Origin of the sequence: Nonomuraea composti, assembly GCF_012034275.1 — a bacterium.
Lineage (GTDB): Bacteria > Actinomycetota > Actinomycetes > Streptosporangiales > Streptosporangiaceae > Nonomuraea > Nonomuraea composti.
This window is the reverse complement of sequence record NZ_JAATEP010000074.1, coordinates 22,550-47,423: the sequence shown is the minus strand read 5'-3', so window position 1 is coordinate 47,423 and position 24,874 is coordinate 22,550. Positions and strand designations below refer to the sequence as shown.

The window sequence follows — 24,874 nt, the reverse complement described above, 5'->3', positions numbered from 1 at the left end:
CCTCGACCGTCAGCTGCATCGACAGCGGCCCGCGCGTGGCCTTGCCGCCGAGGATCTGCAGCAGGCCGGTGTTGACCGCGACGATCCAGACCAGGCGGACGCGGGAGGCGGGCAGGCCCAGCTCGCGGGCGGCGGCCTCGGCGTCGGCCTCGGGCAGGTGCCCGTCGGGCGTGACCTGCCGCTCGCCCGTCCACGTGGTGAGCCTGATGGCGTCGGCCACGAGCGGCACCGCGGGCACCGCCCTGGCCAGCTCGGCGTCGGGCGCCAGCAGGACCGGCGGGAACGTCAGCGCCTCATGCTCCACGCGAGTCTCCTCAGGAGGCCGTGGAGGGACGGCGGCCTGCTCATCGATCAGCTTCCGCAGCTCGGCGAGGTCGAAGACGTTGTTTGCCACCCACGAAACTTACTGCACAGCGGTCACATGAGCGTACTCAACGGATGCTCCGGGAACGGGCTTTGAACGCCGCCTTGCGCGCCGCCTTGGCCACCGTACCGTCGGTGATGGAGCGTCCGAGCAGCTCCAGCACCTCGACGACGTCGGGGTGGTCGACCCGCCACATCTCCTCGATGAGGTGGGCGGGCGGGCCGGAGGCGGCCATGTTCTCGGCGAAGTTGTCGGGGTCCTCCTCGGCGGCGGGCATCGCCAGGGCCAGCATGTCGACGCTGACCCACAGCAGCTCCTCCTGGGTGAGCGGCGGCGCGGGCAGCTTCCTGGCGGCCAGCCAGTGGATGGCGTGCGGGCGCAGCTCCTGGTCCTCCAGGTAGTCGCGGACGGCGGGCTCGGCCTCGGGGCCGAGCCGGTCGACGATCGTGATCGCGATGCCCCGGGCCACGGCGGGCGCGCCGGAGGCGGCGGCCAGCAGCTCGGCGGCGGCCTGCGCGGGCTCCCTGACGGACAGCCAGCGGTTGATGTCGTCTTCGGCGATCTCGGTGGGGACGCCGTCGAGCAGCCCCTCGATGAGCCCGCGCGCGTCGGCCTCGGCCAGGTCGGGCGCCTGGGGCGCGTCGATGCCGAGCGAGAGGTAGTGCTCGCGCAGCGCCCACACCCCCAGGGGCGTCAGCTCGGCGCAGTCGCCGTCGACCCGCAGCAGCCCCGTACGCTCCAGCCGGCCCAGCACGGCGGCCAGGTCGACCTCGCCCTCGCCGCCGAGCTCGTCGAGGTAGTCGCCGATCACGCCGACGGGCACCCGCACCTGGAGGCGGTAGATCATGTCGAACAGGTCGTAGAGCCCTTCGTCGAGCTCGGCCGAGCCGGTGACCGCGCCCCCGGTGTCCTGCTCCAGCAGGTGGGCGACGCGCCGTGCCCACGCCTCCAGCGGGTCGCCGTCGCCGGGCAGCGGCTCCTCGGCCAGCATCGGGACGTGCTCCAGCGCCGCCAGCAGCTCCTCCGGCGCGGCCAGGCGCACGGCGGGCAGCGGGGTGCAGCCGGGGCAGTCGCAGGGCGCCTCGCCCAGGTCGGGCAGCTCCCCCGACGGGATGGCGATCGACTGCTCCAGCGACTCGGGGCCGATGGAGCTGAACAGGCTCTTCGCCATGCCGAAGTTCGAGGTGTCGGCGAGGGCCTCGGCCATGCGCGGCCCGATGGCGTCGAGCCGCTCGCGCATCCGCGCGGCCGTCTCGCCGCTCACCTGGGCCGCCTCGTGCAGGTAGTCGACGAGGGTACGGGCGGCGGCGACGGTCTCCGGCGCGCTCTCCGGCGGGGCGATGACCTTGCGCGGGTAGATGGAGAGCAGCAGCTCGTCGAAGGTCTCGGGGGTGAAATCACCCAGTTCGTTGACGTTGAGGTAGTCGCTGGCGTAGTCGCAGAGCAGGCGGACCTCGTCCGCGTCCACTTCGACTTCCCGCGCGCGCCCCCAAGCGCGCAGGTCGTCGATGGCCTGGTTCACCCATTCGATCGACACAGGGGCACGCTAACGGCTGACCCACGGATGAGCGAATCGGGGAAACGGTCTAAATCAGGTCGAGCGGGTCGACACTCACCCTCACGACATCCGGCGTCTTTCTGGCCGCACGCACCCCACTGGCCCCTTTGAGCGCGGCGGCCAGCGCCGCTCCGCCCGCCCTCCGTACGCGGATCATGGCGCGTTCCTGGCCCGACTCGTCCACCGGCACGGGACCCAGCACCTGCGCGTCGGGCGGCAGGCGTACCTCGTCCAGCATCTGCCGGACAGCCGCCGCCGCGCCCGTCAGCGTCGCCATCCGCACCGCCGGCGGGAACCCCAGCTCCGCGCGATCCGCCAGCTCCCGCTCCGCGTGCGTGACCGGATCCCACCTCAGCAGCGCCTGCACGGCCGGCAGCGCCGCGTCCCCGAGCACCACCAGCTCGGCGGCCGGGCGCAGGAGGGCGGCGGCGTTCATCCACCGGCGCACCGTCTCCTCCCCCGCCCGCAGGTCGGCCCGCCCCAGCAGCGCCCACCCGTCCAGCAGCACGGCCGCCGCGTAACCGCCCTCCGCCACCGGCTCCGCGCCGGGCGTGGCGACGACCAGCGCGCGAGCGGCCGGCACCGAGGCCAGCACGCCGTCGCGCCCCGAGGTTTTGACCGGCACGGACGGGAAGGCCCGGCCCAGCTCCTCCGCCGTCCGCCTCGCCCCCGTGACCACGGCACGCAGGCGCGGGCTGCCGCACGACGGGCAGCGCCAGTCGGCGTCCACGCGGCCGCACCAGCGGCAGTACGGGGCCGCGTGGCCACCCCTGAGCGCCAGCGGACCATGGCAGAGCGGCCCCTGCCCACCCTGCGTCGTCTGGGCACCCGCCGGAAGCTGCGTCGGGGCACCCGCCGCGTAGTGGCCGTGGACGCCCGACGGAAGCTGCGTCTGGCCGCCCGCCGCGTAATGGGCATGGGGGCCTGCCGGGAGCTGTGTCTGGGCGCCGCCGACCGAGGGCTGGGTGTGGCCGCTGGGCGGATATTGGGCCTGGGCCGGGTCGCCGTGCGCGGTGCGGGTGGGCGGCAGCACGCAGCGGGCGGGGGTACGGCAGTGCTGGCAGGCCAGGGCGGGCAGATAGCCACGCCTCGGCACCTGCACCAGCACCGGGCCGCTCTCCAGCCCGGCCCGCAGGGCGCGCCAGGCGATGCTGGGCAGGCGCGCCTGCCGCGCGGCCTGGTCCTTGGCCAGCTCGGCATCCTCACCCGCCGGCCGCACCCGCGGCGCCAGGCTCCTGATCGTGGTACGCGCCGCCACGATCGGCCGGGCCCAGCCGCTCGCGACGAGCTGGGTGGCCTCGGCGGTACGGGCATAGCCGCCGATCAGCATGCCCGCGCCGCTCCTGTGCGCGCGCAGCCCGAGCACTTCGCGAGCATGAGGGTAGGGGGCCAGGCGTTCGGCGTGCAGGTCGTCACCGTCGTCCCAGATGACCACCAGGCCGAGATCCGCGACGGGGGCGAACATGGCAGCCCTGGTGCCGACCACGGCCCGCACCTGACCCCTCAGCACCTTCAGCCACCGCCGGTACCGCTCCGCCGGCCCCAGGTCGGCGGTCAGCGCCACGTGCCTGCCGGGCCCGAGCACCCGGCCGAACTCGGCATCGGCCAGCGCCACGTCCTTCCCGTCGGGGACCACGACGACCGCCCCCCTGCCGCCGTCCAGCGTCGCCCGCACGGCCTCCGCCACCGCCCCGGTCCACCCCCTCGCACCGGGCAGCGCCGACCACACCGCCCGCGGCGCCCGCCCGTCACGCAGAGCACTGAGGAACGACGGCCCGGCCGGATACACATCCCAGGCACTCACGGGCCGTTCCCCGGCATCCGGGCTCGCGACCGCCGGACGCCCCGGGGCGGCATCCGGGCTCGCGGCCGGGGCGCTCTGGAACGACGGGCGCACCGGCGCGCCGTCCGGGCCCTGCGGATCAGCGGACGGGCCCGTTTCCGGTGGGGCGCCCTTCGGCGCGTCCGGCTTGGGCGCCTCCGCCTCGGCCTTGGCGTGGCGGGGTGGGACGGCCAGGCGGAGCACGTCGGTCAGGGTGCCCGCGTACCGGTCGGCCACCGCCCTGGCCAGCCCCGCGATCTCGGGGGTCAGGACCCGCTCGGGCGAGACCACCCGTTCGAGCGGCGTGAGCTTGCCCTCGTGCTCACTCTCGGACACCCGCTCCAGCAGGAAACCGTCCACCAGCTTGCCCGCGAACCGCACCCGCACCCGTACCCCCGGCTCGGCCGTCTCGTGCATCGCCTCGGGGATGAGGTAGTCGAAGGGCCGGTCGAGGTGCGGCAGGGGGCTGTCCACGACGACCCTGGCCACGGGGTTCTCAGGAGCGGGGACGGGCGCGCCCTTGGTGTCCTTCGACGACTGCGCGGGCCGCACGGCTTCGAGCGGCAGGAGGGCGTCGTCGGAGGATCGGGTCACGCATAACGTCTACCAGACCCCCACCCTCCCCCATGCCCACCAGCCCAGCGGGGCCACCACGCACACCTCGCCGGCCCTGGTACGGGAGCACGCCAGGTCGGCCGCCGATGACGTGCGCCGGCCTCCACCGCACCACGTCCCGCCGACGCGGCGCCTCAGGCGCGCCCGACGCGGCGGCGGACGGGATCCGGGCGCGCCGTGTGGCAGGCCCGCAACGGCTCCTGAACGCGCACCACGTGCCGGAAGCGGACCTCAGCACGCGCACCACGTGCCGGAGGCGGATCCGAGCACGCGCGAATCGCGGGCCGGAGCCAGGGCCGCTTTCACAGGCGGACGGCGGCGGGGCCGGGAGTGGGCACGGGCCGAGTCAGGGTCGCGGCGCGCCCGCACGCAGGGCCAGGCAGGCTCCGGGCACGCCCGATGCCCCAGGCGAGGGTCCGGACTGCCCCTTGGCATGCCGAACCGGCGCCACTCCCAACAAGGAAGGCGGCGCCGGTCAGCGAGTGTGAGCCGTCAGAGGCCCGCGGCGGTGCGGAGGGACTCGGCGCGGTCGGTGGACTCCCAGGAGAAGCCCTCGCGGCCGAAGTGCCCGTAGGCGGCGGTCTCCGAGTAGATCGGCCGCAGCAGGTCGAGGTCGCGGATGATCGCGGCGGGCCGCAGGTCGAAGACCTGGAGGACGGCCTCCTGGATCTTCTCCACGGGCAGCTTCTCGGTGCCGAAGCACTCGACGAACAGGCCGACCGGCTGGGCCTTGCCGATCGCGTACGCGACCTGCACCTCGCACCGGTCGGCGAGCCCGGCCGCGACGACGTTCTTGGCGACCCAGCGCATGGCGTAGGCGGCCGAGCGGTCGACCTTGGACGGGTCCTTGCCGGAGAAGGCGCCGCCACCGTGGCGGGCCATGCCGCCGTAGGTGTCGATGATGATCTTGCGGCCGGTGAGGCCGGCGTCGCCCATGGGGCCGCCGATCTCGAAGCGGCCGGTCGGGTTGACCAGCAGGCGGTAGCCCTCGGTGTCGATCTCGATGTCCTTGAGGACGACGTCGACGACGTGCTCCTTGATGTCGGGAGCGAGCATCTCCTTGAGGTCGATCTCGGCGGCGTGCTGGGTGGAGACCACGACGGTGTCGAGGCGGACGGGCGTGTCGCCGTCGTACTCGATGGTGACCTGGGTCTTGCCGTCGGGGCGGAGGTAGGGGACGGTGCCGCTCTTGCGCACCTCGGACAGGCGCTGGGCCAGCCGATGGGCGAGGGTGATCGGCAGCGGCATCAGCTCGGGGGTCTCGCGGCAGGCGAAGCCGAACATGAGGCCCTGGTCGCCGGCGCCCTGGCGGTCGAGCTCGTCGCCGTCGCCGTCGACGCGGTGCTCGTAGGCGTCGTCGACGCCCTGGGCGATGTCGGGCGACTGCGCGCCGATGGACACCGACACGCCGCAGGAGGCGCCGTCGAAGCCCTTGTGGGAGGCGTCGTAGCCGATCTCCAGGATCTTCTCGCGGATGACGCCGGGGATGTCGACGTAGGTCTCGGTCGTGACCTCGCCTGCGACGTGAACCTGGCCGGTAGTGATCATCGTCTCGACGGCGACCCGGCTCTTGGGGTCGTCCTTGAGCATGGCGTCGAGAATCGCGTCACTGATCTGGTCGGCGATCTTGTCCGGGTGGCCCTCGGTGACCGACTCGGATGTGAACAGGCGACGTGACAACTCAGTGGCTCCTCATGCAGCGGCTGCTGACGGATTTGGGACCCGGCGCGCTTGGGCGCGGCTGGGCCTCGGGGAAGTCTAGCCCTACCCGGCGCCAGGTCGCGAAACTGTCCACCATATGTCTCCCATCACAGCTCGGGCAGGGGATCGGCCGGCAGGATCTCCGGGGTGAAGATCTCCGCGTCGGCGGCCGACACCACAGCGGCGTACTCCTCATCGAACTCGAAGACGATCGAGCCGAGTTCGAGAACGTGTCCAGGCATGATGGGGCCGAGTCTGGTGCGCCTCGGGAACTCGGCGAACACCGACACCGGCCTGTCGGTCCTGAGCGTCCTCGTGGCCAGGACGGATATGGCCGTGTCGGTGACCACGATCAAGAAGTTGCCCGTCCCCGCGGGCCCCTCGGAGAACGCCGGGAAGACGTAGTGGATCTCCCCTTGGTCGCCGAGCAACGTTCTACAACGTTCCCTGACAGCAGAACCCACCGGCATTCCATCCCCCTTCGCCCCAAGTATCCGCAGGCGAGGAGGAATGTTGCAACAGGTGATCGGGTAATCGCGACTGTACGCTTTGTACGATTTCCGCCGTATCCGGGATCCGCCTCAGGAGAGGCGTACGGCCACCAGATCCCACACGGCGTCGGCGAGATCCTCCTTGGGCCCGAACGGCACCTCGACCGGCTCGCCGTCCGCCACCAGCACGGTGGCGGCGTTGTCGGGGGTGCCGAAGGCCAGCCCCTCGCCCACCTGGTTGACCACCAGCAGGTCGCACCCCTTGCGCGCGAGCTTGGCCTGCCCGTTGGCGAGCACGTCGTGCGTCTCGGCGGCGAAGCCGACGATCACGCGGGGGCCGGGCTCGTGGCGGCGGCGCTCGCCGAGCTCGGCGAGGATGTCAGGGTTTTTGACGAGGTGGATGGCCTCGGGCTCGCCGTCGGTCTTCTTGATCTTGGCGTCGTGCCGGGTGGCGGGACGGAAGTCGGCCACCGCGGCCGCCATGACGACCACGTCGGCGTCGGCGGAGGCGGCGAGCACGGCGTCGCGCAGCTCGGCCGCGGACTCGACCCGCACCACCTTGGCGCCGGCCGGGTCGGGGAGCGTGACGTTGGCCGCCACGAGCGTGACCTCGGCGCCCCGCGCCGCGGCCGTGCGGGCCAGGGCGTAGCCCTGCAGCCCGGAGGAGCGGTTGCCGATGTAGCGCACGGGGTCAATGGCCTCGCGGGTGCCGCCGGCGGAGACGACGACCCTGCGGCCGGCGAGGTCGCGGGGCCGGCCGCGCAGCACGCGCAGGCAGAGCTGGAAGATCTCGGCGGGGTCGGGCAGCCGCCCCGGGCCGGTGTCGGCGCCGGTGAGCCGGCCCACGGCCGGGTCGATCACGACGGCGCCCCGCTCGCGCAGGGTCGCGACGTTGGCCCGCGTCGCGGGGTGCTGCCACATCTCGGTGTGCATCGCGGGCGCGAACACCACCGGGCACGTCGCGGTCAGCAACGTGTTGGTGAGCAGGTCGCCCGCCAGCCCGTGCGTGGCCTTGGCCAGCACGTCGGCGGTCGCGGGCGCGACCACGACGAGGTCGGCCGACTTGCCGATGCGCACGTGCGGCACCTCGTGCACGTCGTCCCACACCTCGGGGGACACGGGGTGGCCCGAGAGGGCGGCCCAGGTGGGCGCGCCCACGAACTTCAGGGCCTCGCGGGTCGGGACGACCCGCACCTCGTGACCCGACTCGGTGAACAGCCGCAGCAGCTCACACGCCTTGTACGCGGCGATGCCGCCGCTGACTCCCAGGACGACTCGCATCGAAGGGGTCAGGCCGCGCCTTCGATGGGCTCGGCGTTGAGCAGGCCCTCGGAGACCTCTCGCAGCGCGATGGACAGCGGCTTCTCCTGGGCGTGCGTCTCGACCAGGGGGCCGACGTACTCCAGCAGGCCCTCGCCGAGCTGGGAGTAGTAGGCGTTGATCTGGCGAGCGCGCTTGGCGCCCATGATCACCAGGGAGTATTTGCTGTCGACGATGTCGAGCAGCGCGTCGATCGGCGGGTTGGTGATGCCCTCCGCGGCCGGGGTGGTGCCTGCCACGATGTCAGACCTCTCGGTTGGTGGTTGTCGTGACCCCCTGAGGGTCAGTCATCAAGGCTATCAGTCGCAGGCACACGTCCTGGACACTCGTGTTCACCAGTGTCAGGTCGAACTCCGACTCGGCGGCCATCTCGACCCGCCCGGCCTCCAGCCGGCGCGCGATGACGTCCTCGGGCTCGGTGCCGCGGCCGCGCAGCCGCTTCTCCAGCTCCTCCCACGTGGGCGGGGCCAGGAACACCAGCAGCGCCTCCGGCATGCTCCTGCGGACCTGCCGGGCGCCTTCGAGGTCGATCTCGAGCAGGGTCGGCACGCCCTCGGCCAGTTTCTTCAGCACCGGCTCGCGGGGCGTGCCGTAGCGGTTGCCCGCGAACTCCGCCCACTCGAGCAGCTCTCCCGACTCCACGAGCCGGTCGAACTCCTCGCCGTCGACGAAGAAGTAGTGGACCCCGTTCACCTCGCCGGGACGGGGCCTCCTGGTGGTCACCGAGACCGACAGCCACACCTCGGGGTGTGCCCGCCGGAGCTCGGCGACGACCGTGGACTTGCCGACGCCCGACGGCCCTGACAGGACCGTCAGCCGCCGTTCGCTCAAGGGCGGGAAGCCGACCTCCACTTCCGGTCCGACCGCCTCGTAGGCACTGACTTCGCCGGACCAGGACCTGTCGGTCACTTCCTACCCCCCGTTGAACCTGCGCTTTCGTGTGGAACAGAGATTAGCTCTCGTTGCCACCGAACTCGCGCTCGAGGGAGGCCCTCTGGTTCGCGCCGAGACCCCGCACGCGGCGGGACTCGGCGATGGCAAGCCGCTCCATGAGCTGCTTGGCGCGGACCTTGCCCACGCCGGGGAGCGATTCCAACAGGGCCGACACCTTCATCTTGCCGATGACGTCGTCGGTCTGCCCATCCTTGAGCACCTCAGCCAGAGAAACCGCGCCATGCTTGAGCCGGTTCTTGACCTCGGCACGCTCTTTACGGGCCTTGGCAGCCTTTTCCAAAGCTGCGGCGCGCTGCTCAGGGGTCAGGGGAGGAAGAGCCACGCCGGGTCACCTCGAATTTCTGTCGATGTACTCGGACGGGAAGGGAAACTAGCTGGTCATCGCCCCCTAAGCAACGTCAAGAGCGGTTTCTCTCGCGACAAAATCCACTTCATCACTCTCCGTGTTCGTAAAATCACCTTGTGCTGATCAAATCGCCCTCACTTCCGCCTTCGCGCGTCGGCTCGCGCCGGTGTCGCGAAACGCAAGGACGCTCGCCTCCGGACCACTCGCCGATGTCCGAAACCCGGCCCGCACCAGGGCCGAAACCCGAGTCGCAAGATCGTCCAGAGTGCCTTATGATCTTGTCCAGGCAGGCGGTGCGGGCGCGCGGCCTCAGCCCGCGCGGCGGAGCGAGGCCGCGATGGCCGCCGCGGCCGCTCCCGGGTCGGGCGAGCCCGTGATGGGCCGGCCGATCACGAGCAGGTCGGCGCCGTCCGCGAGGGCCTGCTCGGGCGTGGCGACGCGCATCTGGTCCTGGGTGGCGGCTCCGGTGGGCCGCACGCCGGGCGTGATGAGCGTGATGTCCGGGCCCACCTCGGCCCGTACGGCCGGCACCTCGTTGGGCGAGCACACCAGCGCGGTGGCCCCGGCCTCGACCGACAGCGCTGCCAGGCGGCGCACGGCCTGGTCGGCCGGCCCGGAGAGCCCGATGCGCTCCAGGTCGCCCTCGGTGAGAGAGGTCAGGACGGTCACGGCGGCGATCTGGGTGTGCGGCGCGGACTCCACGGCCGCCCTGATCATGGCGGGGCCGCCGGCGGCGTGCACGGTCAGGATCGAGGGCCGCAGCCGCGCCACCGCCCGCGCGGCGCCGGCGACGGTGTTGGGGATGTCGTGCAGCTTGAGGTCGAGGAACACGCGCACGCCGCTGGCCCCCCGCACGGAGGCGATCACGTCGGGCCCGTAGCGCAGGTAGAGCTCCAGGCCCACCTTGACCGTGCTGACATGGGGCGTGACCAGGGCGGCCCACCGGGCGGCCGTCTCCAGGTCGGGGGCGTCGAGAGCGACGGCGATCGGTGCGGGGGTCAAGACGTGCTCTCCTGGGATTCGGGAGTCAAGGCGTGCTCTCCTCGGTGTCGACCAACAGGTGCCGGGGGGCGCTCCCCGGCGGGCGGTGGGCCAGGCCGACGGCGTCGGCCAGCCGCTGGAAGCCGCGGGCCCTCAGGAGCTCCTCAAGCTCGCGTTCGATGCGCAGGCAGGCGTAGGGGTCGTGGAACAGCGCCGTGCCCACTCCGACCGCGCAGGCGCCCGCCAGGACGAGCTGGAAGGCGTCTCTGCCCGTCATGACGCCGCCGACGCCGATCAGGGGCACCCCGGGCAGCGCCGCGTGCACCTGCCAGACGCACCGTACGGCCAGGGGCAGGATGGCGGGCCCCGACAGCCCTCCGGTGACGGCGGCGAGCGAGGGGCGCAGCGCCTCGGTGTCGATGGCCATGCCGAGCGGGTTGTTGATCATGGACAGGGCGTCGGCCCCGGCGTCCACGCAGGCGCGCGCGACGGAGACGATGTCGGCCACGTCGGGGGCGAGCTTGGCGACGACGGGCACGTCGTAGCGCATGATGGAGCGCACGGAGGCGATCACCTCGGCCGCGGCGCTGCCCTCGCGGGCGAAGACGCGCCCGCGGTCCTCCATGTTGGGGCAGGAGAGGTTGACCTCAAGCGCGGTGACGCCGGGCGCGTCGGCGAGCCTGCGGGCGAGCTCGGAGTACTCGGCGACGGTGCCGCCGCCGATGGAGACGATGGTCTTGATGCCGCGCTGGGCCAGCCAGGGCAGCTCGCGCTCCAGGAACGCCTCGATGCCCGGCCCCTGGAGCCCGACGGCGTTGAGCATGCCGGAGGGTGTCTCGGCCATGCGGGGGGTGGGCCGGCCGGCGCGCGGGGCCATGGTGATCGAGCGGGTGGTCAGCGCGCCGAGCCGGTGCAGGTCGAAGAACTGGGCGAGCTCGCGGCCGGAGGCGGCGCAGCCGGCGGCGGTGGTGATGGGGTTCGCCAGCTCCACGTGCGCCAGAAAAGTCCGCATATCAACTGACATGTCGTGCACCGCCTCCGGGGGCGCCGAGCGCGTCGAACGGGATCGTTCCCACGTCCTCGAACCGCACCCGCTCCCCCCGGAACACCGGCCCCTCCGCGCACGCCCTGACCATCCTGGTCGCCCCGTCGTCGCCGATGACGGGCAGCACGCACGTCATGCACACCCCGATGCCGCAGGCCATGGCCTCCTCGACCGCCACCTGCACCGGGATGTCGAACTCCATCGCCACCGCCGTCACCGCCCGCAGCGTCTCCATGGGCGCGCACGCGTACACGGCGTCGGCCCGCGTGTCGGCGATCACGGACGGCAGCGCGTCGGTGACCTTGCCGCGCAGGCCCAGCGAGCCGTCCTCGGTGGTCAGCGTGGTCGTCTCGGCGATGCGGCGGGCCCGCATCGCCCCGAACACCCGCTCGGCCCCCGCGCCGCCGAGCACGAAGTCGACCCGGCAGCCCCGCGCCAGCAGCGCGTCGGCCAGCGGGAACAGCACGGCCGAGCCGTACTCGGAGCCGACCAGCACGCAGTGGACCGGGTCGCGCGGCAGCGGGAAGGGCCGCCCGAGCGGCCCCACCAGGTCGAGCGTGTCACGGGCGCGCCGCTCGGCCAGCCACGCCGTGCCCGAGCCGCGCACGGTGAAGACCAGCTCCACCGTGCCGCCGTAGTCGGACTTCACGTCGTGGATGGACAGCGCGCGGCGCGTCACCATCGACGAGTACGGCCCGCCGACCGCCACGGAGACGAAGTGGCCGGGGCGGTAACGCTCGGCGATGCCGGGCGCCACCACCGTCAGCGCATGGTAGGCGTCGACCCGGCGCGTCGTCAGCACCGTGCCCGTCACCTGCACCGGTGTGCCGGCCAGTCGTCTTCACCTCCTGTGCGGGGTCAGCCCCGGAGTGCCTGTGCGTGCTCCTGGAGAGACCGTACGCCGACGTCGCCGCGCACGATCGCCTGGATGCCGGCCGCCGCGGCGGCCAGGCCCGAGACCGTGGTGATGCACGGGATGCCGCGCAGCACCGCGGCCGTACGGATCTCGTAGCCGTCGAGCCGCGGCCCCGACTGCCCCGGGCTGCCGAAGGGCGTGTTGACGATCAGGTCGACCTCGCCGTCGAGAATGGCCTGCACGCTCGTGGGCTCACCTCCGGGACCCGTCCCCTCGCTGTGCTTTCGCACGATCTTGGCATGGACACCGTTGCGGCGCAGCACCTCGGCGGTGCCCTCGGTCGCGAGGATCTCGAACCCGAGATCCGCGAGCGCCTTCACAGGGAAGATCATCGCACGCTTGTCCCTGTTGGCCACGGATACGAACGCGCGTCCCTTCGTCGGGAGCTGCCCGTACGCGCCCGCCTGCGACTTGGCGAAGGCGATGCCGAAGAACTCGTCGATGCCCATGACCTCGCCCGTGGAGCGCATCTCGGGCCCCAGGACGATGTCCACGCCGCGGAAGCGGTTGAACGGCAGCACCGCCTCCTTGACCGCGATGGAGGCGTCGAGCGGCAGCGTGCCGCCGTCGCCTTCGGCGGGCAGCATGCCCTCCTCGCGCAGCGAGGCGATCGACGCGCCGAGCATCACCCTGGCCGCCGCCTTGGCCAGCGGCGTGCCGGTGGCCTTGGACACGAACGGCACGGTGCGGCTGGCGCGCGGGTTGGCCTCCAGGACGTACAGGATGCCGGCGGACATGGCGTACTGGACGTTCAGCAGGCCGCGCACGCCCACCCCGGCGGCGATGGCCTCGGTGGCGGCGCGGATGGCCTTGATGTCGGCGCTGCCGAGCGTGATCGGCGGCAGGGCGCACGCCGAGTCGCCGGAGTGGATGCCGGCCTCCTCGATGTGCTCCATGACGCCGCCCAGGAACAGCTCCTCGCCGTCGTAGAGGGCGTCGACGTCGATCTCGATGGCCTCGTCGAGGAACTTGTCCACCAGCACCGGGTGGCCGCCCTCCTGGGCCGCCATGTACGTGCCGAGCGTCTCCTCGTCGTAGACGATGGCCATGCCGGCCCCGCCGAGCACGTACGAGGGGCGGACGAGCACGGGGTAGCCGATCTCCTCGGCGATCTCCAGCGCCTCGGCCACGGTCAGCGCGGTGCCGTGCTTGGGCGCGGGCAGCCCGGCCTCGGCCAGCACCCGTCCGAACGCGCCGCGTTCCTCGGCCAGGTGGATGGACTCGGGCGAGGTGCCGACGACGGGCACGCCGGCGTCCTTGAGCGCCTGCGCGAGCCCGAGCGGCGTCTGGCCGCCGAGCTGCACGATGACGCCCGCGACCGGGCCCGTCTGCTGCTCGGCGTGCACGACCTCCAGGACGTCCTCCAGCGTGAGCGGCTCGAAGTAGAGCCGGTCGGAGGTGTCGTAGTCGGTGGAGACGGTCTCGGGGTTGCAGTTGACCATGACGGTCTCGAACCCGGCCCGCGACAGCTCGAACGAGGCGTGCACGCACGCGTAGTCGAACTCGATGCCCTGCCCGATGCGGTTGGGCCCGGAGCCGAGGATGATGACCTTCTGGCGCTCCCCGGTGGGGACCTCGCTCTCCTCGTCGTAGGTCGAGTAGAGGTAGGGCGTCTTGGCGGCGAACTCGGCGGCGCAGGTGTCGACGGTGTTGTAGACCGGCCGCAGCCCGAGGGCGTGCCGCAGGTCGCGCACCCTGGCCTCGTCGATGCCGCGGATCTCGCCGATCTGCACGTCGCTGAACCCGAGGTGCTTGGCCCGCTCGAGCACCTCGGCGGTCAGCTCGGGCGCCTCGGCGACCGCCTGGGCCTCCTCGTGCAGCAGGAAGAGCTGGTCGAGGAACCACGGGTCGACGCTGGTGGCCTCGTACAGCTCCTCGGCGGTGGCGCCGGCCCTGATGGCCTGCTGCATCGTGCGCAGCCGGCCGTCGTGCGGGGTGCGGCAGGCCGCCAGCAGCTCCTCCTTGGGCGCGACCTCGCCGGCCCAGGTGAAGGAGGAGTCCTTCTTCTCCAGCGAGCGCAGCGCCTTCTGCAGCGCCTCGGGGAACGAGCGGCCGATGGCCATGGCCTCGCCCACCGACTTCATGTGGGTGGTGAGGGTCTGGTCGGCGCCCCTGAACTTCTCGAACGCGAAGCGCGGGACCTTCACCACGATGTAGTCGAGCGTCGGCTCGAAGGAGGCCGGGGTCTCCTTGGTGATGTCGTTGGGGATCTCGTCGAGGGTGTAGCCGATGGCCAGCTTGGCCGCGATCTTCGCGATGGGGAAGCCGGTGGCCTTGGAGGCCAGCGCCGACGAGCGCGACACGCGCGGGTTCATCTCGATGACGATCATGCGCCCGGTGCGCGGGTCGACCGCGAACTGGATGTTGCAGCCGCCGGTGTCGACGCCGACCTCGCGGATGACCGCGATGGCGACGTCGCGCATGTTCTGGTACTCGCGGTCGGTCAGGGTCAGCGCGGGCGCGACGGTGACGCTGTCGCCGGTGTGCACGCCCATCGGGTCGATGTTCTCGATGGAGCAGACGATGACGACGTTGTCGGCCTTGTCGCGCATGACCTCCAGCTCGTACTCCTTCCAGCCGAGGATCGACTCCTCCAGGAGCACCTCGGTGGTCGGCGAGGCGTCGAGCCCGGCGCCGGCGATGCGGCGCAGGTCGTCCTCGTCGTACGCGAAGCCGGAGCCGGCGCCGCCCATCGTGAACGAGGGCCGCACGACCAGCGGGTAGCCCAGCTCGCCCGCGGCGGCCAGGCACTCGTCCATGGTGTGGCAGATCAGGGACCGGGCGGACTCGGCGTTGAGGCCGTGCTCGCGGGCGACCTTGGCGACGATCTCCTTGAACTTCTCGCGGTTCTCGCCCGACTGGATCGCGTCGAAGTCGGCGCCGATCAGCTCGACCTCGTACTTGTCCAGCACGCCCGACTCGTGCAGGGCCACGGCGGTGTTGAGCGCGGTCTGGCCGCCCAGCGTGGGCAGCAGCGCGTCGGGCCGCTCCTTGGCGATGATCTTCTCGACGAACTCGGGGGTGATCGGCTCGACGTACGTGGCGTCGGCGAACTCCGGGTCCGTCATGATCGTCGCGGGGTTGCTGTTGACCAGGATCACGCGGAACCCCTCGGCCCGCAGCACGCGGCACGCCTGGGTGCCGGAGTAGTCGAACTCGCACGCCTGGCCGATCACGATCGGCCCCGAGCCGATCACCAGGACCGACTGGATGTCCTCACGCTTTGGCACGGGTCATGACCTCGCAGAACTCGTCGAAAAGATAGGCGGCGTCGTGCGGCCCGGCGGCGGCCTCCGGGTGGTACTGGACGCTGAAGGCGCGGCCGTCGAGCAGTCGCAGCCCCTCCACGCAGCGGTCGTTCAGGTTGACGTGGCTCACCTCGGCCGGCCCGTACGGGGTCTCGAACGGCCCGTCGAGCGGCGCCTCGACCGCGAAGCCGTGGTTGTGCGCCGAGATCTCCACCTTCCCGGTGCGCACGTCCTGGACGGGCTGGTTGACGCCGCGGTGGCCGTAGCGCAGCTTGTAGGTGGACAGCCCGAGGGCCCGCCCGAAGAGCTGGTTGCCGAAGCAGATGCCGAAGAACGGCACCCTGGCCTCCAGCACCCGCCGCAGCGCCGACACGTCGGCGGTGGCGGGGTCGCCCGGCCCGTTGGAGAAGAACACGCCGTCGGGCTCGACCGCCATGATCTGCTCGTAGGTGGCGTCGGCGGGCAGCACGTGCACCTCGCAGCCGCGCTCGGCCATCCGGTGCGGGGTCATGCCCTTGATGCCGAGGTCCACGGCCGCGACGGTGAACCGCTTGGCGCCGATGGCGGGCACGACGTACGCCTCGCCGGTGGCGACCTCGCGGGCCAGGTCGGCGCCCTCCATGAGGGGCGAGCGGCGCACCCGCTCGACGAGCTCCTCGACCGGCGCCTCCGGCGCGCTGAAGATGCCGGCGCGCATGGCGCCGCGCTCGCGCAGGTGGCGGGTGAGCGCGCGGGTGCCGGGGATGGCGATCCCGACGACGCCCTGCTCCTTGAGGTAGTCGTCGAGCGAGCGGTTGGCCCGCCAGTTGGAGACCACCCTGGACGGCTCGCGAACGACGTAGCCGGCCACCCAGACGCGCTTCGACTCGGGGTCCTCGTCGTTGACGCCGGTGTTGCCGATGTGGGGCGCCGTCATGGCGACGATCTGCCGGTGGTAGGAGGGGTCGGTGAGGGTCTCCTGGTAGCCGGTCATGCCGGTGTTGAAGACCATCTCGCCGAACGTCTCGCCTTCGGCGCCGTAGGACGTTCCATGGAAGACCCGGCCGTCTTCCAGGACGAGCACCGCAGCGTTGGACGCAGTGTTCAAACCAGCTTCCCTTCGAGAACGGTCGGCCTGCCGCGCAGGAACGTGGCCACTACCCGGCCGGGCAGCGTCATCCCCTCGTACGGGGTGTTCCGGCTCTTGGAGGCGAAGGCGGACGGGTCCACCTTCGTGCGCGCGGACGGGTCGTACAGGGTGATGTTGGCCGGGGCGCCCACGTCGAGCGGCTGCCCCTGGCCGCCGAGCCGCCCGATGCGGGCGGGCACGACGGACATGCGCTGCGCGACGCCCGCCCAGTCGAGCAGCCCGGTCTCGACCATGGCCTCCTGGACCACGCTGAGCGCGGTCTCCAGGCCGACCATGCCCATGGCCGCGGCCGACCACTCGGTCTCCTTGTCCTCGACCGGGTGGGGCGCGTGGTCGGTGGCCACGATGTCGATCGTGCCGTCGGCCAGCGCGGCGCGCAGCGCCTCGACGTCGGCGCGGGTGCGCAGCGGCGGGTTGACCTTGTAGATGGGGTTGTAGGCGCCCACCGGCGACTCCTCGACGAGGTCGTCGGTGAGCAGCAGGTGGTGGGGGGTCACCTCGGCGGTGACGTTCCAGCCCTTGGACTTGGCCCAGCGGATGATCTCGACCGAGCCCGCCGTGGAGACGTGGCAGACGTGCAGCCGGGAGCCGACGTGGGCGGCCAGCAGGCAGTCGCGGGCGATGATCGCCTCTTCCGCGACCGCGGGCCAGCCGGTCAGGCCGAGCCTGCCCGAGACGACGCCCTCGTTCATCTGGGCGCCGGCGGTGAGCCTCGGCTCCTGGGCGTGCTGGGCGACGACGCCGTCGAACGCCTTGACGTACTCGAGGGCGCGGCGCATCAGCACGGCGTCGTCCACGCACTTGCCGTCATCGGAGAAGACGCGCACGCGGGCGGCGGAGTCGGCCATCGCGCCCAGCTCGGCGAGCTGCTTGCCCTCCAGCCCGACGGTGACGGCCCCGACCGGGTGCACGTCGCAGTGGGCGAACTCGCGGCCCAGCCGCCACACCTGCTCGACGACGCCGGCGGTGTCGGCGACGGGCGAGGTGTTGGCCATGGCGTGCACGGCGGTGTAGCCGCCGCGGGCCGCCGACTGGGTGCCGGTCTGGACGGTCTCGGCGTCCTCGCGGCCGGGCTCGCGCAGGTGCGTGTGCAGGTCGACCAGGCCGGGCAGCGCGATCGCGCCCGCCCCGTCGACGACGCTCTCGCCGGGCAGGTTCGGCCCGATCTCGGCGATCGCGCCGTGCTCGATCCTGATGTCGGCGGGCTCGCCGCCCAGGATCCTCACGTTGCGAATGATCATGCGGTCTCTCCCCCGAGCAGCAGGTACAGGACGGCCATGCGGATGGTCACGCCGTTGGCGACCTGCTCGACGATCGTGGATCGCGCCGAGTCGGCCACTTCGGCGGCGATCTCCATGCCCCGGTTCATCGGACCCGGGTGCATGACGATCGCCTCATCGGGCATCTTCGCGAACCGCTCTCGATCCAGACCATAACGACGGCTGTATTCGCGCTCACTCGGGAAGTACGCGGCGTTCATCCGCTCCTTCTGCACCCGCAGCATCATCACCGCGTCGGACTTCGGCAGCACCGCGTCGAGGTCGTAGGACACCTCGCACGGCCAGGTGCCGACGGAGACGGGCAGCAGCGTGGGCGGCGCGACGAGGGTGACCTCGGCGCCGAGCGTGTTCAGCAGCAGCACGTTGGAGCGGGCGACCCGGCTGTGCAGCACGTCGCCGACGATGGTGACCTTGCGGCCCTCCAGGCTGCCCAGGCGGCGGCGCATGGAGAAGGCGTCGAGCAGCGCCTGCGTGGGGTGCTCGTGGGTGCCGTCGCCGGCGTTGACGACGCTGCCGCGCACCCACGTGGCCAGGCGGTGCGGCGCGCCGGAGGCGCTGTGGCGGATGACGACCGCGTCGGCGCCCATGGCCTCCAGGGTGAGCGCGGTGTCCTTGAGCGACTCGCCCTTGGACACGCTCGACCCCTTGGCCGAGAAGTTGATCACGTCGGCGGACAGCCGCTTGGCCGCCGCCTCGAACGAGATGCGGGTGCGAGTGGAGTCCTCGAAGAACAGGTTGACGACCGTGCGCCCGCGCAGCGTCGGCAGCTTCTTGATGGAACGTTCCGAGACCCTCGCCAGCTCCTCGGCGGTGTCGAGGATGAGCAGCGCGTCGTCCTTGGTCAGGTCTCCGGCCGAGATCAGGTGCCGCTTCACTGGGCGCCCCCCTTCATGAGCAGGACGGCGTCGCGGCCGTCGATCTCCTCCAGGTAGACCTTCACCTTCTCGCTCTTGGCGGTCGGGAGGTTCTTGCCGACGTAGTCGGCGCGGATGGGCAGCTCGCGGTGGCCGCGGTCGACCAGGGTGGCGAGCTGCACGGCGGTGGGCCGGCCGAGGTCGTTGAGCGCGTCGAGCGCGGCGCGTACGGTGCGGCCGGAGTAGAGGACGTCGTCGACGAGCACCACGACCTTGCCGTCGATGCCGTCGGGGGGCAGCTCGGTCGGGCCGAGCGGACGCACGGGCCCGCGCCGCAGGTCGTCGCGGTACATGGTGATGTCGATCGAGCCGACGGGGGTCTTGACGCCTTCGAACTGCTCGATGCGGTCGCCGAGCCGGCGGGCCAGAGTGGCCCCGCGGGTGGGGATGCCGAGGAGGACGACGTCGCCCGCCCCCTTGGTGCGCTCGAGGATCTCGTGCGCGATCCGGGTGAGTGCCCGGTGGATGTCGGGGGCCTCCAGGACGGCCCTGGAATCGCCCACAGGTGTGGACATGACGAAGCTCACCACCTTTCCCGCCTCACGGGACGGGTCTTAAAAGGGTGTTGGTCGGGACACACAGTACCAGGGGCTACCAGGTACAACGCGAGCACCCTCCCGCAGGGCCCGCACGGGGAGCGACGGCCCGGTCGCGGTCCCGGATCAGGTAATTTCCCCCGCCCCGCCGTGTGGGAGGCCGCTCCGCAGGGCAGGTCGTCTACCCGGTGCGGGGCGTGACTTCTGCGTCCGGGAGGGGGATGAAGGACAGATGACGTTCCATGTCGATTCCGAGGTCGGGCGCCTGCGGCAGGTCCTGCTGCACCGGCCCGACCTGGCGCTGAGACGGCTGACCCCCACCAGCAAGGACGCGTTCCTCTTCGACGACGTGCTGTGGGTGCAGCGCGCGATCGAGGAGCACGAGGAGTTCGAGCGGGTGCTGACCGATCGCGGCATCCAGGTCCACCTGCTGGCCGACCTGCTCAGGGAGACCGTCGACATCCCCGAGGCGCGCAAGCACATCCTCGACGCGGTCATCGACGAGCGCTGGCTGGGGCCCGGCGCCATCGACGACATCCGCAACACGCTCGACGGCATGGACTCCGCCACGCTGCAGGTCTACCTGACCGGCGGCATCACCAAGCGCGAGCTGGTCGCGATGGGCTGCGACCCCAAGTCGGTGACCTTCCACGCCACGCACGACGACGACTTCATCCTGCCGCCGCTGCCCAACCACCTGTTCACGCGCGACACGTCGTGCTGGATCTACGACGGCGTGTCGATCAACGCGATGAAGAAGAAGGCCCGCATGCGCGAGACGGTCAACATGGAGGCCGTCTACATGTACCACCCGACGTTCGCCGGCGGCTTCGACCGGCCCGGGCAGGGCGGCTACCACTGCTGGATGCCCGGCCAGCCGGTCGCCCCCGCCACCATGGAGGGCGGCGACGTGCTGGTCATCGGGCGGGGCGCGGTGCTCGTCGGGATGAGCGAGCGCACCCAGCCGCAGGCCGTCGAGATGCTGGCGCAGCGGATGTTCAGCGCCGGGTCCGCGCGCCGGATCGTGGCGCTCGACATGCCGAAGGCGCGGGCGTTCATGCACCTCGACACCGTGATGACGATGCTCGACGTGGGCGTGTTCACCAAGTACGCCGGGCTGGGCATGCTGCCGGCGTACACGATCGAGCCGGGCGAGACGTCCAAGGAGCTCAAGGTCACCGACCACCCGCCCGAGGACATGCACAAGGCGATCGCGCACGCCCTCGACCTGCCCGACATCAAGGTCCTGACCCCTGCCCAGGACGTCTACGCCGCCGAGCGGGAGCAGTGGGACGACGGCTGCAACGGGCTGGCGCTGGAGCCCGGCGTGGTCGTCGCCTACGAGCGCAACGCCACCACCAACAACTACCTGCGCGACAACGGCATCGAGGTGATCACCATCAGGGGCAGCGAGCTCGGCAGGGGGCGCGGCGGTCCGCGCTGCATGAGCTGCCCGCTGGAGCGCGACGCGGTCTGAGGAGAGGGGGGCGGCATGCGGGTCATCGTGGCGCTGGGGGGCAACGCGGTGCTGCGGCGCGGGCAGCGTCCTGACGCCGACGCGCAGCTCGCCAACGTGCGTGCCGCCGCCAGGACGCTCGCCAGGCTGGCCGGCGAGCACGAGCTGGTCATCACCCACGGGAACGGCCCGCAGGTCGGGCTGCTGGCCATGCAGAGCGCCGCCGACCCCGGCCTGACCGGCCCGTACCCGTTCGACGCGCTCGGCGCGCAGACGCAGGGCCTGATCGGCTACTGGATGCAGCAGGCCCTGCAGAACGCGCTGCCCGGCCGCCAGGTGCTGGCCATGGTCACGCAGACGCTGGTGTCGGCCGTCGACCCCGCCTTCGCGGAGCCGTCGAAGTTCGTCGGCCAGGTCTACGAGCGAGAGGAGGCGGAGAAGCTGGCCGCCGAGCACGGCTGGACGGTGCGGCCCGACGGGCGGCACTGGCGGCGCGTCGTGCCCTCCCCCGCCCCGCAGCGCGTCGTCGAGACCCGGCTGATCCGCCGCATGGTCGGCGAGGGCGTGATCGTGGTGTGCGCGGGCGGCGGCGGCGTGCCCGTCGTCCGCGACGAGCGCGGCCGGCTGACCGGCGTCGAGGCCGTCGTCGACAAGGACCTCACCACGGCGATGCTGGCCGAGGCGCTGGAGTGCGACGCGTTCCTCAGCCTCACGGACGTGCCGCGCGTCATGCGCGGCTTCGGCACGCCCGCCCAGAGCGGGATCGGCCACACCACGCCGCACGAGCTGCGCGCGCTGGACTTCCCCGCCGGGTCGATGGGGCCGAAGGTCGAGGCGGTGTGCCGGTTCGTGGAGACGACCGGCGACATGGCGGCCATCGGCCGGCTGGAGGATGCTGAGAGCATCCTCGGCGGGTCGGCCGGCACCATCGTCACGCCCAACGGCCGCTGGCCGCTGACGAGCACGTTGTGAGGGGTGTGCGATGACACTGGCCCGGCGGCTCCTCCGCACCAAGCCCACCGAGCGCATCGTGGCCGAGGGCGGGCACGGCGAGGGCGGCGAGCTGCGGCGCACCATGTCGTTGTGGCAGCTCACGCTGTTCAGCGTCGGCGCGACGCTGGGCACCGGGATCTTCGTGATCCTCGGGCAGGCGGTGCCGAAGGCCGGCCCCGCCGTGGTGCTGGCGTTCGTGCTGGCGGCCGTCACGGCGCTGTTCTCGGCGCTGTCGTACGCCGAGCTGGCCGGCACGATCCCCGTGTCCGGGTCGTCCTACTCCTACGCGTACGCGACGTTGGGCGAGCTCGTCGCCTGGGTCTGCGGCTGGTGCCTCATGCTCGAGTACGCGGTCTCCGTGGCCGCCGTGGCGGTCGGCTGGGGCGAGTACCTCAACGCGTTCCTGCGCGCCGTCTTCGGCTTCGCGCTGCCCGACGCGATCACCCGCTCCCCCGGCCAGGACGGCGGCGTGGTCAACGTCGCCGCCGTCGTCATCGTGCTGCTGGCCACCTGGCTGCTCCTCCACGGCGCCTCCGAGAGCGCCAAGGCCAACGCCTTCTTCGTGCTCATCAAGATCGCGGTGCTGCTGTTCTTCTGCGCGGTGACGTTCACGGCGTTCCGCTCGGGCAACCTGGCGCCGTTCGCCCCCATGGGCGTGGCCGGCATCACGGCCGCCGCCTCCCAGGTCTTCTTCTCCTACATCGGCTTCGACGCCGCCTCCACCGCCGGCGAGGAGGCCAAGAACCCCAAGCGCGACCTGCCGCTGGCCATCATCCTGTCGCTGGCCATCGTGACGGCCGTCTACGTGCTCGTGGCCCTGGCCGCCGTCGGCGCCATGCCGTACACCTCGTTCGAGGCCGGCGGCACCGAGGCGAGCCTGGCGCACGTCGCCGACCTGGCCGCCGGAGCCACCTGGCCCGGCCTGATCGTCTCGTTCGGCGCGGTCGTCGCCATCGCCAGCGTCGTGCTCACCGTCATGTACGGCCAGACCCGCATCCTGTTCGCGATGTCCCGCGACGGGCTCATCCCCCGCGTCTTCCAGCGAGTCGACCCCCGCCGGCAGGTGCCGGTCGCCAACACCCTCATCGTGGCCGCGTTCGTCTCGGTGCTGGCCGGGCTGGTGCCGCTCGGGCAGCTCGCCGAGGCCACCAGCATCGGCACGCTGTTCGCGTTCGCCATCGTCAACGTCGGCGTGCTCGTGCTGCGCTACCGCAGCCCCGAGCTGCCGCGCAGCTTCCGCACGCCGCTCTTCCCCGCCACGCCGGTGCTGGGCGCGGTGCTGTGCGTCGTGGTCATGGCCGGGCTGGCCGGGGTGACCTGGCTGGCGTTCGGGTTGTGGATGCTCGCGGGCCTGGTCTGCTACTTCCTGTACGGGTACGGCCATTCGCGGCTGAATGCCGAGGTGGAGTGAATGAAGCTCGACGACGTGCTGGCCGGATACGTCTCCGGCGTCCGGGGCAGGGACGCGCTGGCGCTGGCCGTCCTGCTGGCACGGCAGGCGCACGCCCGGCTGACGGTGGCGACCGTGCGGCCGCCCGCCCACTCCACGCCGGGGCCCGCCCGGGCCGAGGAGAGCGCGTGGCGCGCCTACCTGCGCGAGCAGGCGGAGGCGACGCTCGCGCAGGCCCGCGAGCTGGTCGCCGAGCTGGGCGGCGGCGACGCCGAGTACGTCACGCACACCCACAGGGGCAGCGGGCGCGGGCTGGTGGAGCTGGCGCGCCGGCGCGGCGCCGGCGTCGTGGTGATCGGCTCCGCGCCCGGCGGCTCCGGGCTCGGCGCGGGCTTCGGCGGCGGTCCCGGTGGCGGTAGGGGGCGCATCTCGGTGGGCAGCACCGCCGACCAGCTCCTGCACTCCTCCTCCGTTCCCGTCCTGCTCGCGCCGCGCGGCTACGGCGAACGGCCGCCGGCCGCCTTCGACCGCCTGACCGTCGCCTACCGCCGCGGCCCCGGCTGCGACGCGGCGGTCAAGGACGCGGCCGGGACGGCCGCCGCGCTCGGCGTGCCGCTGCGGCTGGTCACGCTCGTGATCAGCAGCGGCAGGCGGGCGAGGATCGAGGAAGAGATGCTCGTACGCCTGCGCGACCGGGCCGCGGCCGACCTGGAGGCGGCGGCACGGGCCCAGCGCTCGCCGGGACGGCCGGCGGGCAGGCCCGTGGAGGTCGAGGTGCTGGAGGGCCGCAACGTGGCCCAGGCGCTCGGCACGACCTCGTGGCTGCCCGGCGAGATGATCATATGCGCTTCGAGCGACACCGGGCCACTCAGGCGGGTCTTCCTGGGGGACACCTCGATCAAGATCGTCCGGGCTTCCACCTGCCCTGTCATGATTCTCACCCGCGAGCCCTGATCCCCCGAATTTCTCGTCAAAACCTGACGAAGTCACCGTTCCCAGTGGGACATGAGGGGCGATTGTGGCGATCCCTACCGGACCGGATTCGGCATCTTTTTTCCAATCAGCTTGACCTTAGGCGTCCACCCCTTTACCGTCACTGTGCGTAACCACACCGCGCGGCGTTCTGGGGTAAACCCAGAGCCATGGCTACCGATGGTGCCTAGCCTGGCACCACACCCCCCGGTGGCCCGGGCATACGCCGCAAGGGAGCACAATCTACTGAGAGCGATACATACGAGAGCCGGGGGGCCACACGATGCCGTCTGAGTACGCAAAGTCGCTGGGTGCACGACTCCGCGCCATCCGCACCCAGCAGGGCCTGTCCCTGCATGGAGTCGAAGAGAAGTCGCGTGGCAGGTGGAAAGCCGTGGTCGTGGGCTCCTATGAGCGTGGCGACCGAGCGGTGACCGTGCAGAAGCTTGCCGAGCTTGCCGACTTCTACGGGGTGCCCGTATCCGAGCTGCTGCCGGGCGGCGCCGCCCCCAGCCCGCTCGGGCCGACACCCAAGCTTGTGATCGACCTGGAGCGGCTCGCCACACTGCCCAAGGAGAAGGCCGGCGCCCTCGCCCGGTACGCCGCCACCATCCAGAGCCAGCGTGGCGACTACAACGGCAAGGTGTTGTCGATCCGCCAGGAGGACCTGCGCTCCCTGGCCGTGATCTACGACAAGTCGCCGAGCGAGCTGACCGAGGAGCTCATCAGCTGGGGCGTCCTCGACGCCGAGGCCCGCCGGGCCGTCGAGTCGTTCTGACCCCCTGACACCACCCACCCTCCGGGACGGTCCCCCGTCCTGAGGGGTGGTCATTTTCGGGCCCC

The 24,874-nt window shown here is 71.9% G+C and carries 21 protein-coding genes and 1 pseudogene; 5 read left to right on the top strand and 17 right to left on the bottom strand.

The window, feature by feature from the left end; all coding sequences use genetic code 11:
• The 17 genes and pseudogenes from HCN51_RS51950 to pyrR form a co-directional block, all read right to left on the bottom strand.
• Window positions 1-394, bottom strand: a pseudogene (locus HCN51_RS51950) (hypothetical protein); the annotation flags it as partial.
• Window positions 395-431: 37 nt separating this feature from the next.
• Window positions 432-1,901 (bottom strand): hypothetical protein, encoded by a 1,470-nt coding sequence (locus tag HCN51_RS51945; protein ID WP_168020650.1) that lies wholly within the window; start codon window positions 1,899-1,901, stop codon window positions 432-434.
• 49 nt (window positions 1,902-1,950) lie between these two features.
• Window positions 1,951-4,338: a primosomal protein N' gene (locus HCN51_RS51940; protein ID WP_168020647.1), complete on the bottom strand. Its 2,388-nt coding sequence runs from the start codon at window positions 4,336-4,338 to the stop codon at window positions 1,951-1,953.
• Window positions 4,339-4,851: 513 nt separating this feature from the next.
• Complete coding sequence (metK, locus tag HCN51_RS51935; RefSeq protein ID WP_080041096.1) at window positions 4,852-6,039, bottom strand: methionine adenosyltransferase; 1,188 nt, start codon at window positions 6,037-6,039, stop codon at window positions 4,852-4,854.
• Between the two features lie 128 nt (window positions 6,040-6,167).
• Complete coding sequence (locus tag HCN51_RS51930) at window positions 6,168-6,530, bottom strand: hypothetical protein (protein ID WP_168020645.1); 363 nt, start codon at window positions 6,528-6,530, stop codon at window positions 6,168-6,170.
• A 111-nt stretch (window positions 6,531-6,641) separates the two neighbouring features.
• Window positions 6,642-7,832 (bottom strand): bifunctional phosphopantothenoylcysteine decarboxylase/phosphopantothenate--cysteine ligase CoaBC, encoded by a 1,191-nt coding sequence (gene coaBC / locus HCN51_RS51925; protein ID WP_168020643.1) that lies wholly within the window; start codon window positions 7,830-7,832, stop codon window positions 6,642-6,644.
• Between the two features lie 8 nt (window positions 7,833-7,840).
• Window positions 7,841-8,110, bottom strand: coding sequence for a DNA-directed RNA polymerase subunit omega (rpoZ, locus tag HCN51_RS51920; RefSeq protein ID WP_080041099.1), 270 nt, complete (start codon window positions 8,108-8,110; stop codon window positions 7,841-7,843).
• A gap of 4 nt (window positions 8,111-8,114) precedes the next feature.
• Window positions 8,115-8,723, bottom strand: a complete 609-nt coding sequence (gmk, locus tag HCN51_RS51915) for a guanylate kinase (protein ID WP_080047036.1) — start codon at window positions 8,721-8,723, stop codon at window positions 8,115-8,117.
• 100 nt (window positions 8,724-8,823) lie between these two features.
• Entirely contained in the window at window positions 8,824-9,147 is a 324-nt protein-coding gene (mihF, locus tag HCN51_RS51910; RefSeq protein ID WP_020541698.1) for an integration host factor, actinobacterial type, read from the bottom strand.
• A gap of 333 nt (window positions 9,148-9,480) precedes the next feature.
• Window positions 9,481-10,173, bottom strand: a complete 693-nt coding sequence (pyrF, locus tag HCN51_RS51905; RefSeq protein ID WP_168020632.1) for an orotidine-5'-phosphate decarboxylase — start codon at window positions 10,171-10,173, stop codon at window positions 9,481-9,483.
• Between the two features lie 25 nt (window positions 10,174-10,198).
• Window positions 10,199-11,176: a dihydroorotate dehydrogenase gene (locus HCN51_RS51900; RefSeq protein WP_080047037.1), complete on the bottom strand. Its 978-nt coding sequence runs from the start codon at window positions 11,174-11,176 to the stop codon at window positions 10,199-10,201.
• Complete coding sequence (locus HCN51_RS51895; RefSeq protein WP_230466408.1) at window positions 11,166-12,017, bottom strand: dihydroorotate dehydrogenase electron transfer subunit; 852 nt, start codon at window positions 12,015-12,017, stop codon at window positions 11,166-11,168. Before HCN51_RS51895 ends, HCN51_RS51900 begins: the two co-directional genes overlap by 11 nt.
• A gap of 38 nt (window positions 12,018-12,055) precedes the next feature.
• The gene (carB, locus tag HCN51_RS51890; RefSeq protein WP_168020630.1) at window positions 12,056-15,343 is read right to left on the bottom strand and encodes a carbamoyl-phosphate synthase large subunit; all 3,288 of its coding nucleotides are present in this window, start codon (window positions 15,341-15,343) and stop codon (window positions 12,056-12,058) included.
• Window positions 15,330-16,448 carry a glutamine-hydrolyzing carbamoyl-phosphate synthase small subunit gene (carA, locus tag HCN51_RS51885; RefSeq protein WP_168020622.1) on the bottom strand — a complete coding sequence of 373 codons (1,119 nt, stop codon included), beginning with the start codon at window positions 16,446-16,448 and terminating at the stop codon, window positions 15,330-15,332. Before carA ends, carB begins: the two co-directional genes overlap by 14 nt.
• A complete protein-coding gene (locus HCN51_RS51880; protein WP_168020611.1) occupies window positions 16,445-17,731 on the bottom strand; it encodes a dihydroorotase in 1,287 nt (428 codons plus the stop codon). The genes carA and HCN51_RS51880 overlap by 4 nt, the downstream gene beginning before the upstream one ends.
• Entirely contained in the window at window positions 17,728-18,645 is a 918-nt protein-coding gene (locus HCN51_RS51875; protein WP_080041105.1) for an aspartate carbamoyltransferase catalytic subunit, read from the bottom strand. The genes HCN51_RS51880 and HCN51_RS51875 overlap by 4 nt, the downstream gene beginning before the upstream one ends.
• On the bottom strand, window positions 18,642-19,199 hold the full coding sequence (pyrR, locus tag HCN51_RS51870; RefSeq protein WP_080047038.1) for a bifunctional pyr operon transcriptional regulator/uracil phosphoribosyltransferase PyrR: 558 nt from the start codon (window positions 19,197-19,199) through the stop codon (window positions 18,642-18,644). Before pyrR ends, HCN51_RS51875 begins: the two co-directional genes overlap by 4 nt.
• A gap of 253 nt (window positions 19,200-19,452) precedes the next feature.
• Here pyrR and HCN51_RS51865 point away from each other — a divergent pair, with 253 nt between their 5' ends.
• The 5 genes from HCN51_RS51865 to bldD all read left to right on the top strand — a co-directional run bounded on the left by HCN51_RS51865 (window position 19,453) and on the right by bldD (window position 24,809).
• Window positions 19,453-20,697, top strand: coding sequence for an arginine deiminase (locus HCN51_RS51865; RefSeq protein WP_080041106.1), 1,245 nt, complete (start codon window positions 19,453-19,455; stop codon window positions 20,695-20,697).
• Window positions 20,698-20,712: 15 nt separating this feature from the next.
• Window positions 20,713-21,648, top strand: coding sequence for a carbamate kinase (gene arcC, locus HCN51_RS51860; RefSeq protein WP_168020609.1), 936 nt, complete (start codon window positions 20,713-20,715; stop codon window positions 21,646-21,648).
• Window positions 21,649-21,658: 10 nt separating this feature from the next.
• On the top strand, window positions 21,659-23,080 hold the full coding sequence (locus HCN51_RS51855; protein ID WP_168020607.1) for an amino acid permease: 1,422 nt from the start codon (window positions 21,659-21,661) through the stop codon (window positions 23,078-23,080).
• Window positions 23,081-24,013, top strand: a complete 933-nt coding sequence (locus tag HCN51_RS51850) for a universal stress protein (RefSeq protein ID WP_168020605.1) — start codon at window positions 23,081-23,083, stop codon at window positions 24,011-24,013.
• Window positions 24,014-24,314: 301 nt separating this feature from the next.
• Window positions 24,315-24,809 (top strand): transcriptional regulator BldD, encoded by a 495-nt coding sequence (gene bldD, locus HCN51_RS51845; RefSeq protein WP_026214021.1) that lies wholly within the window; start codon window positions 24,315-24,317, stop codon window positions 24,807-24,809.
• Window positions 24,810-24,874 lie beyond the last annotated feature (65 nt).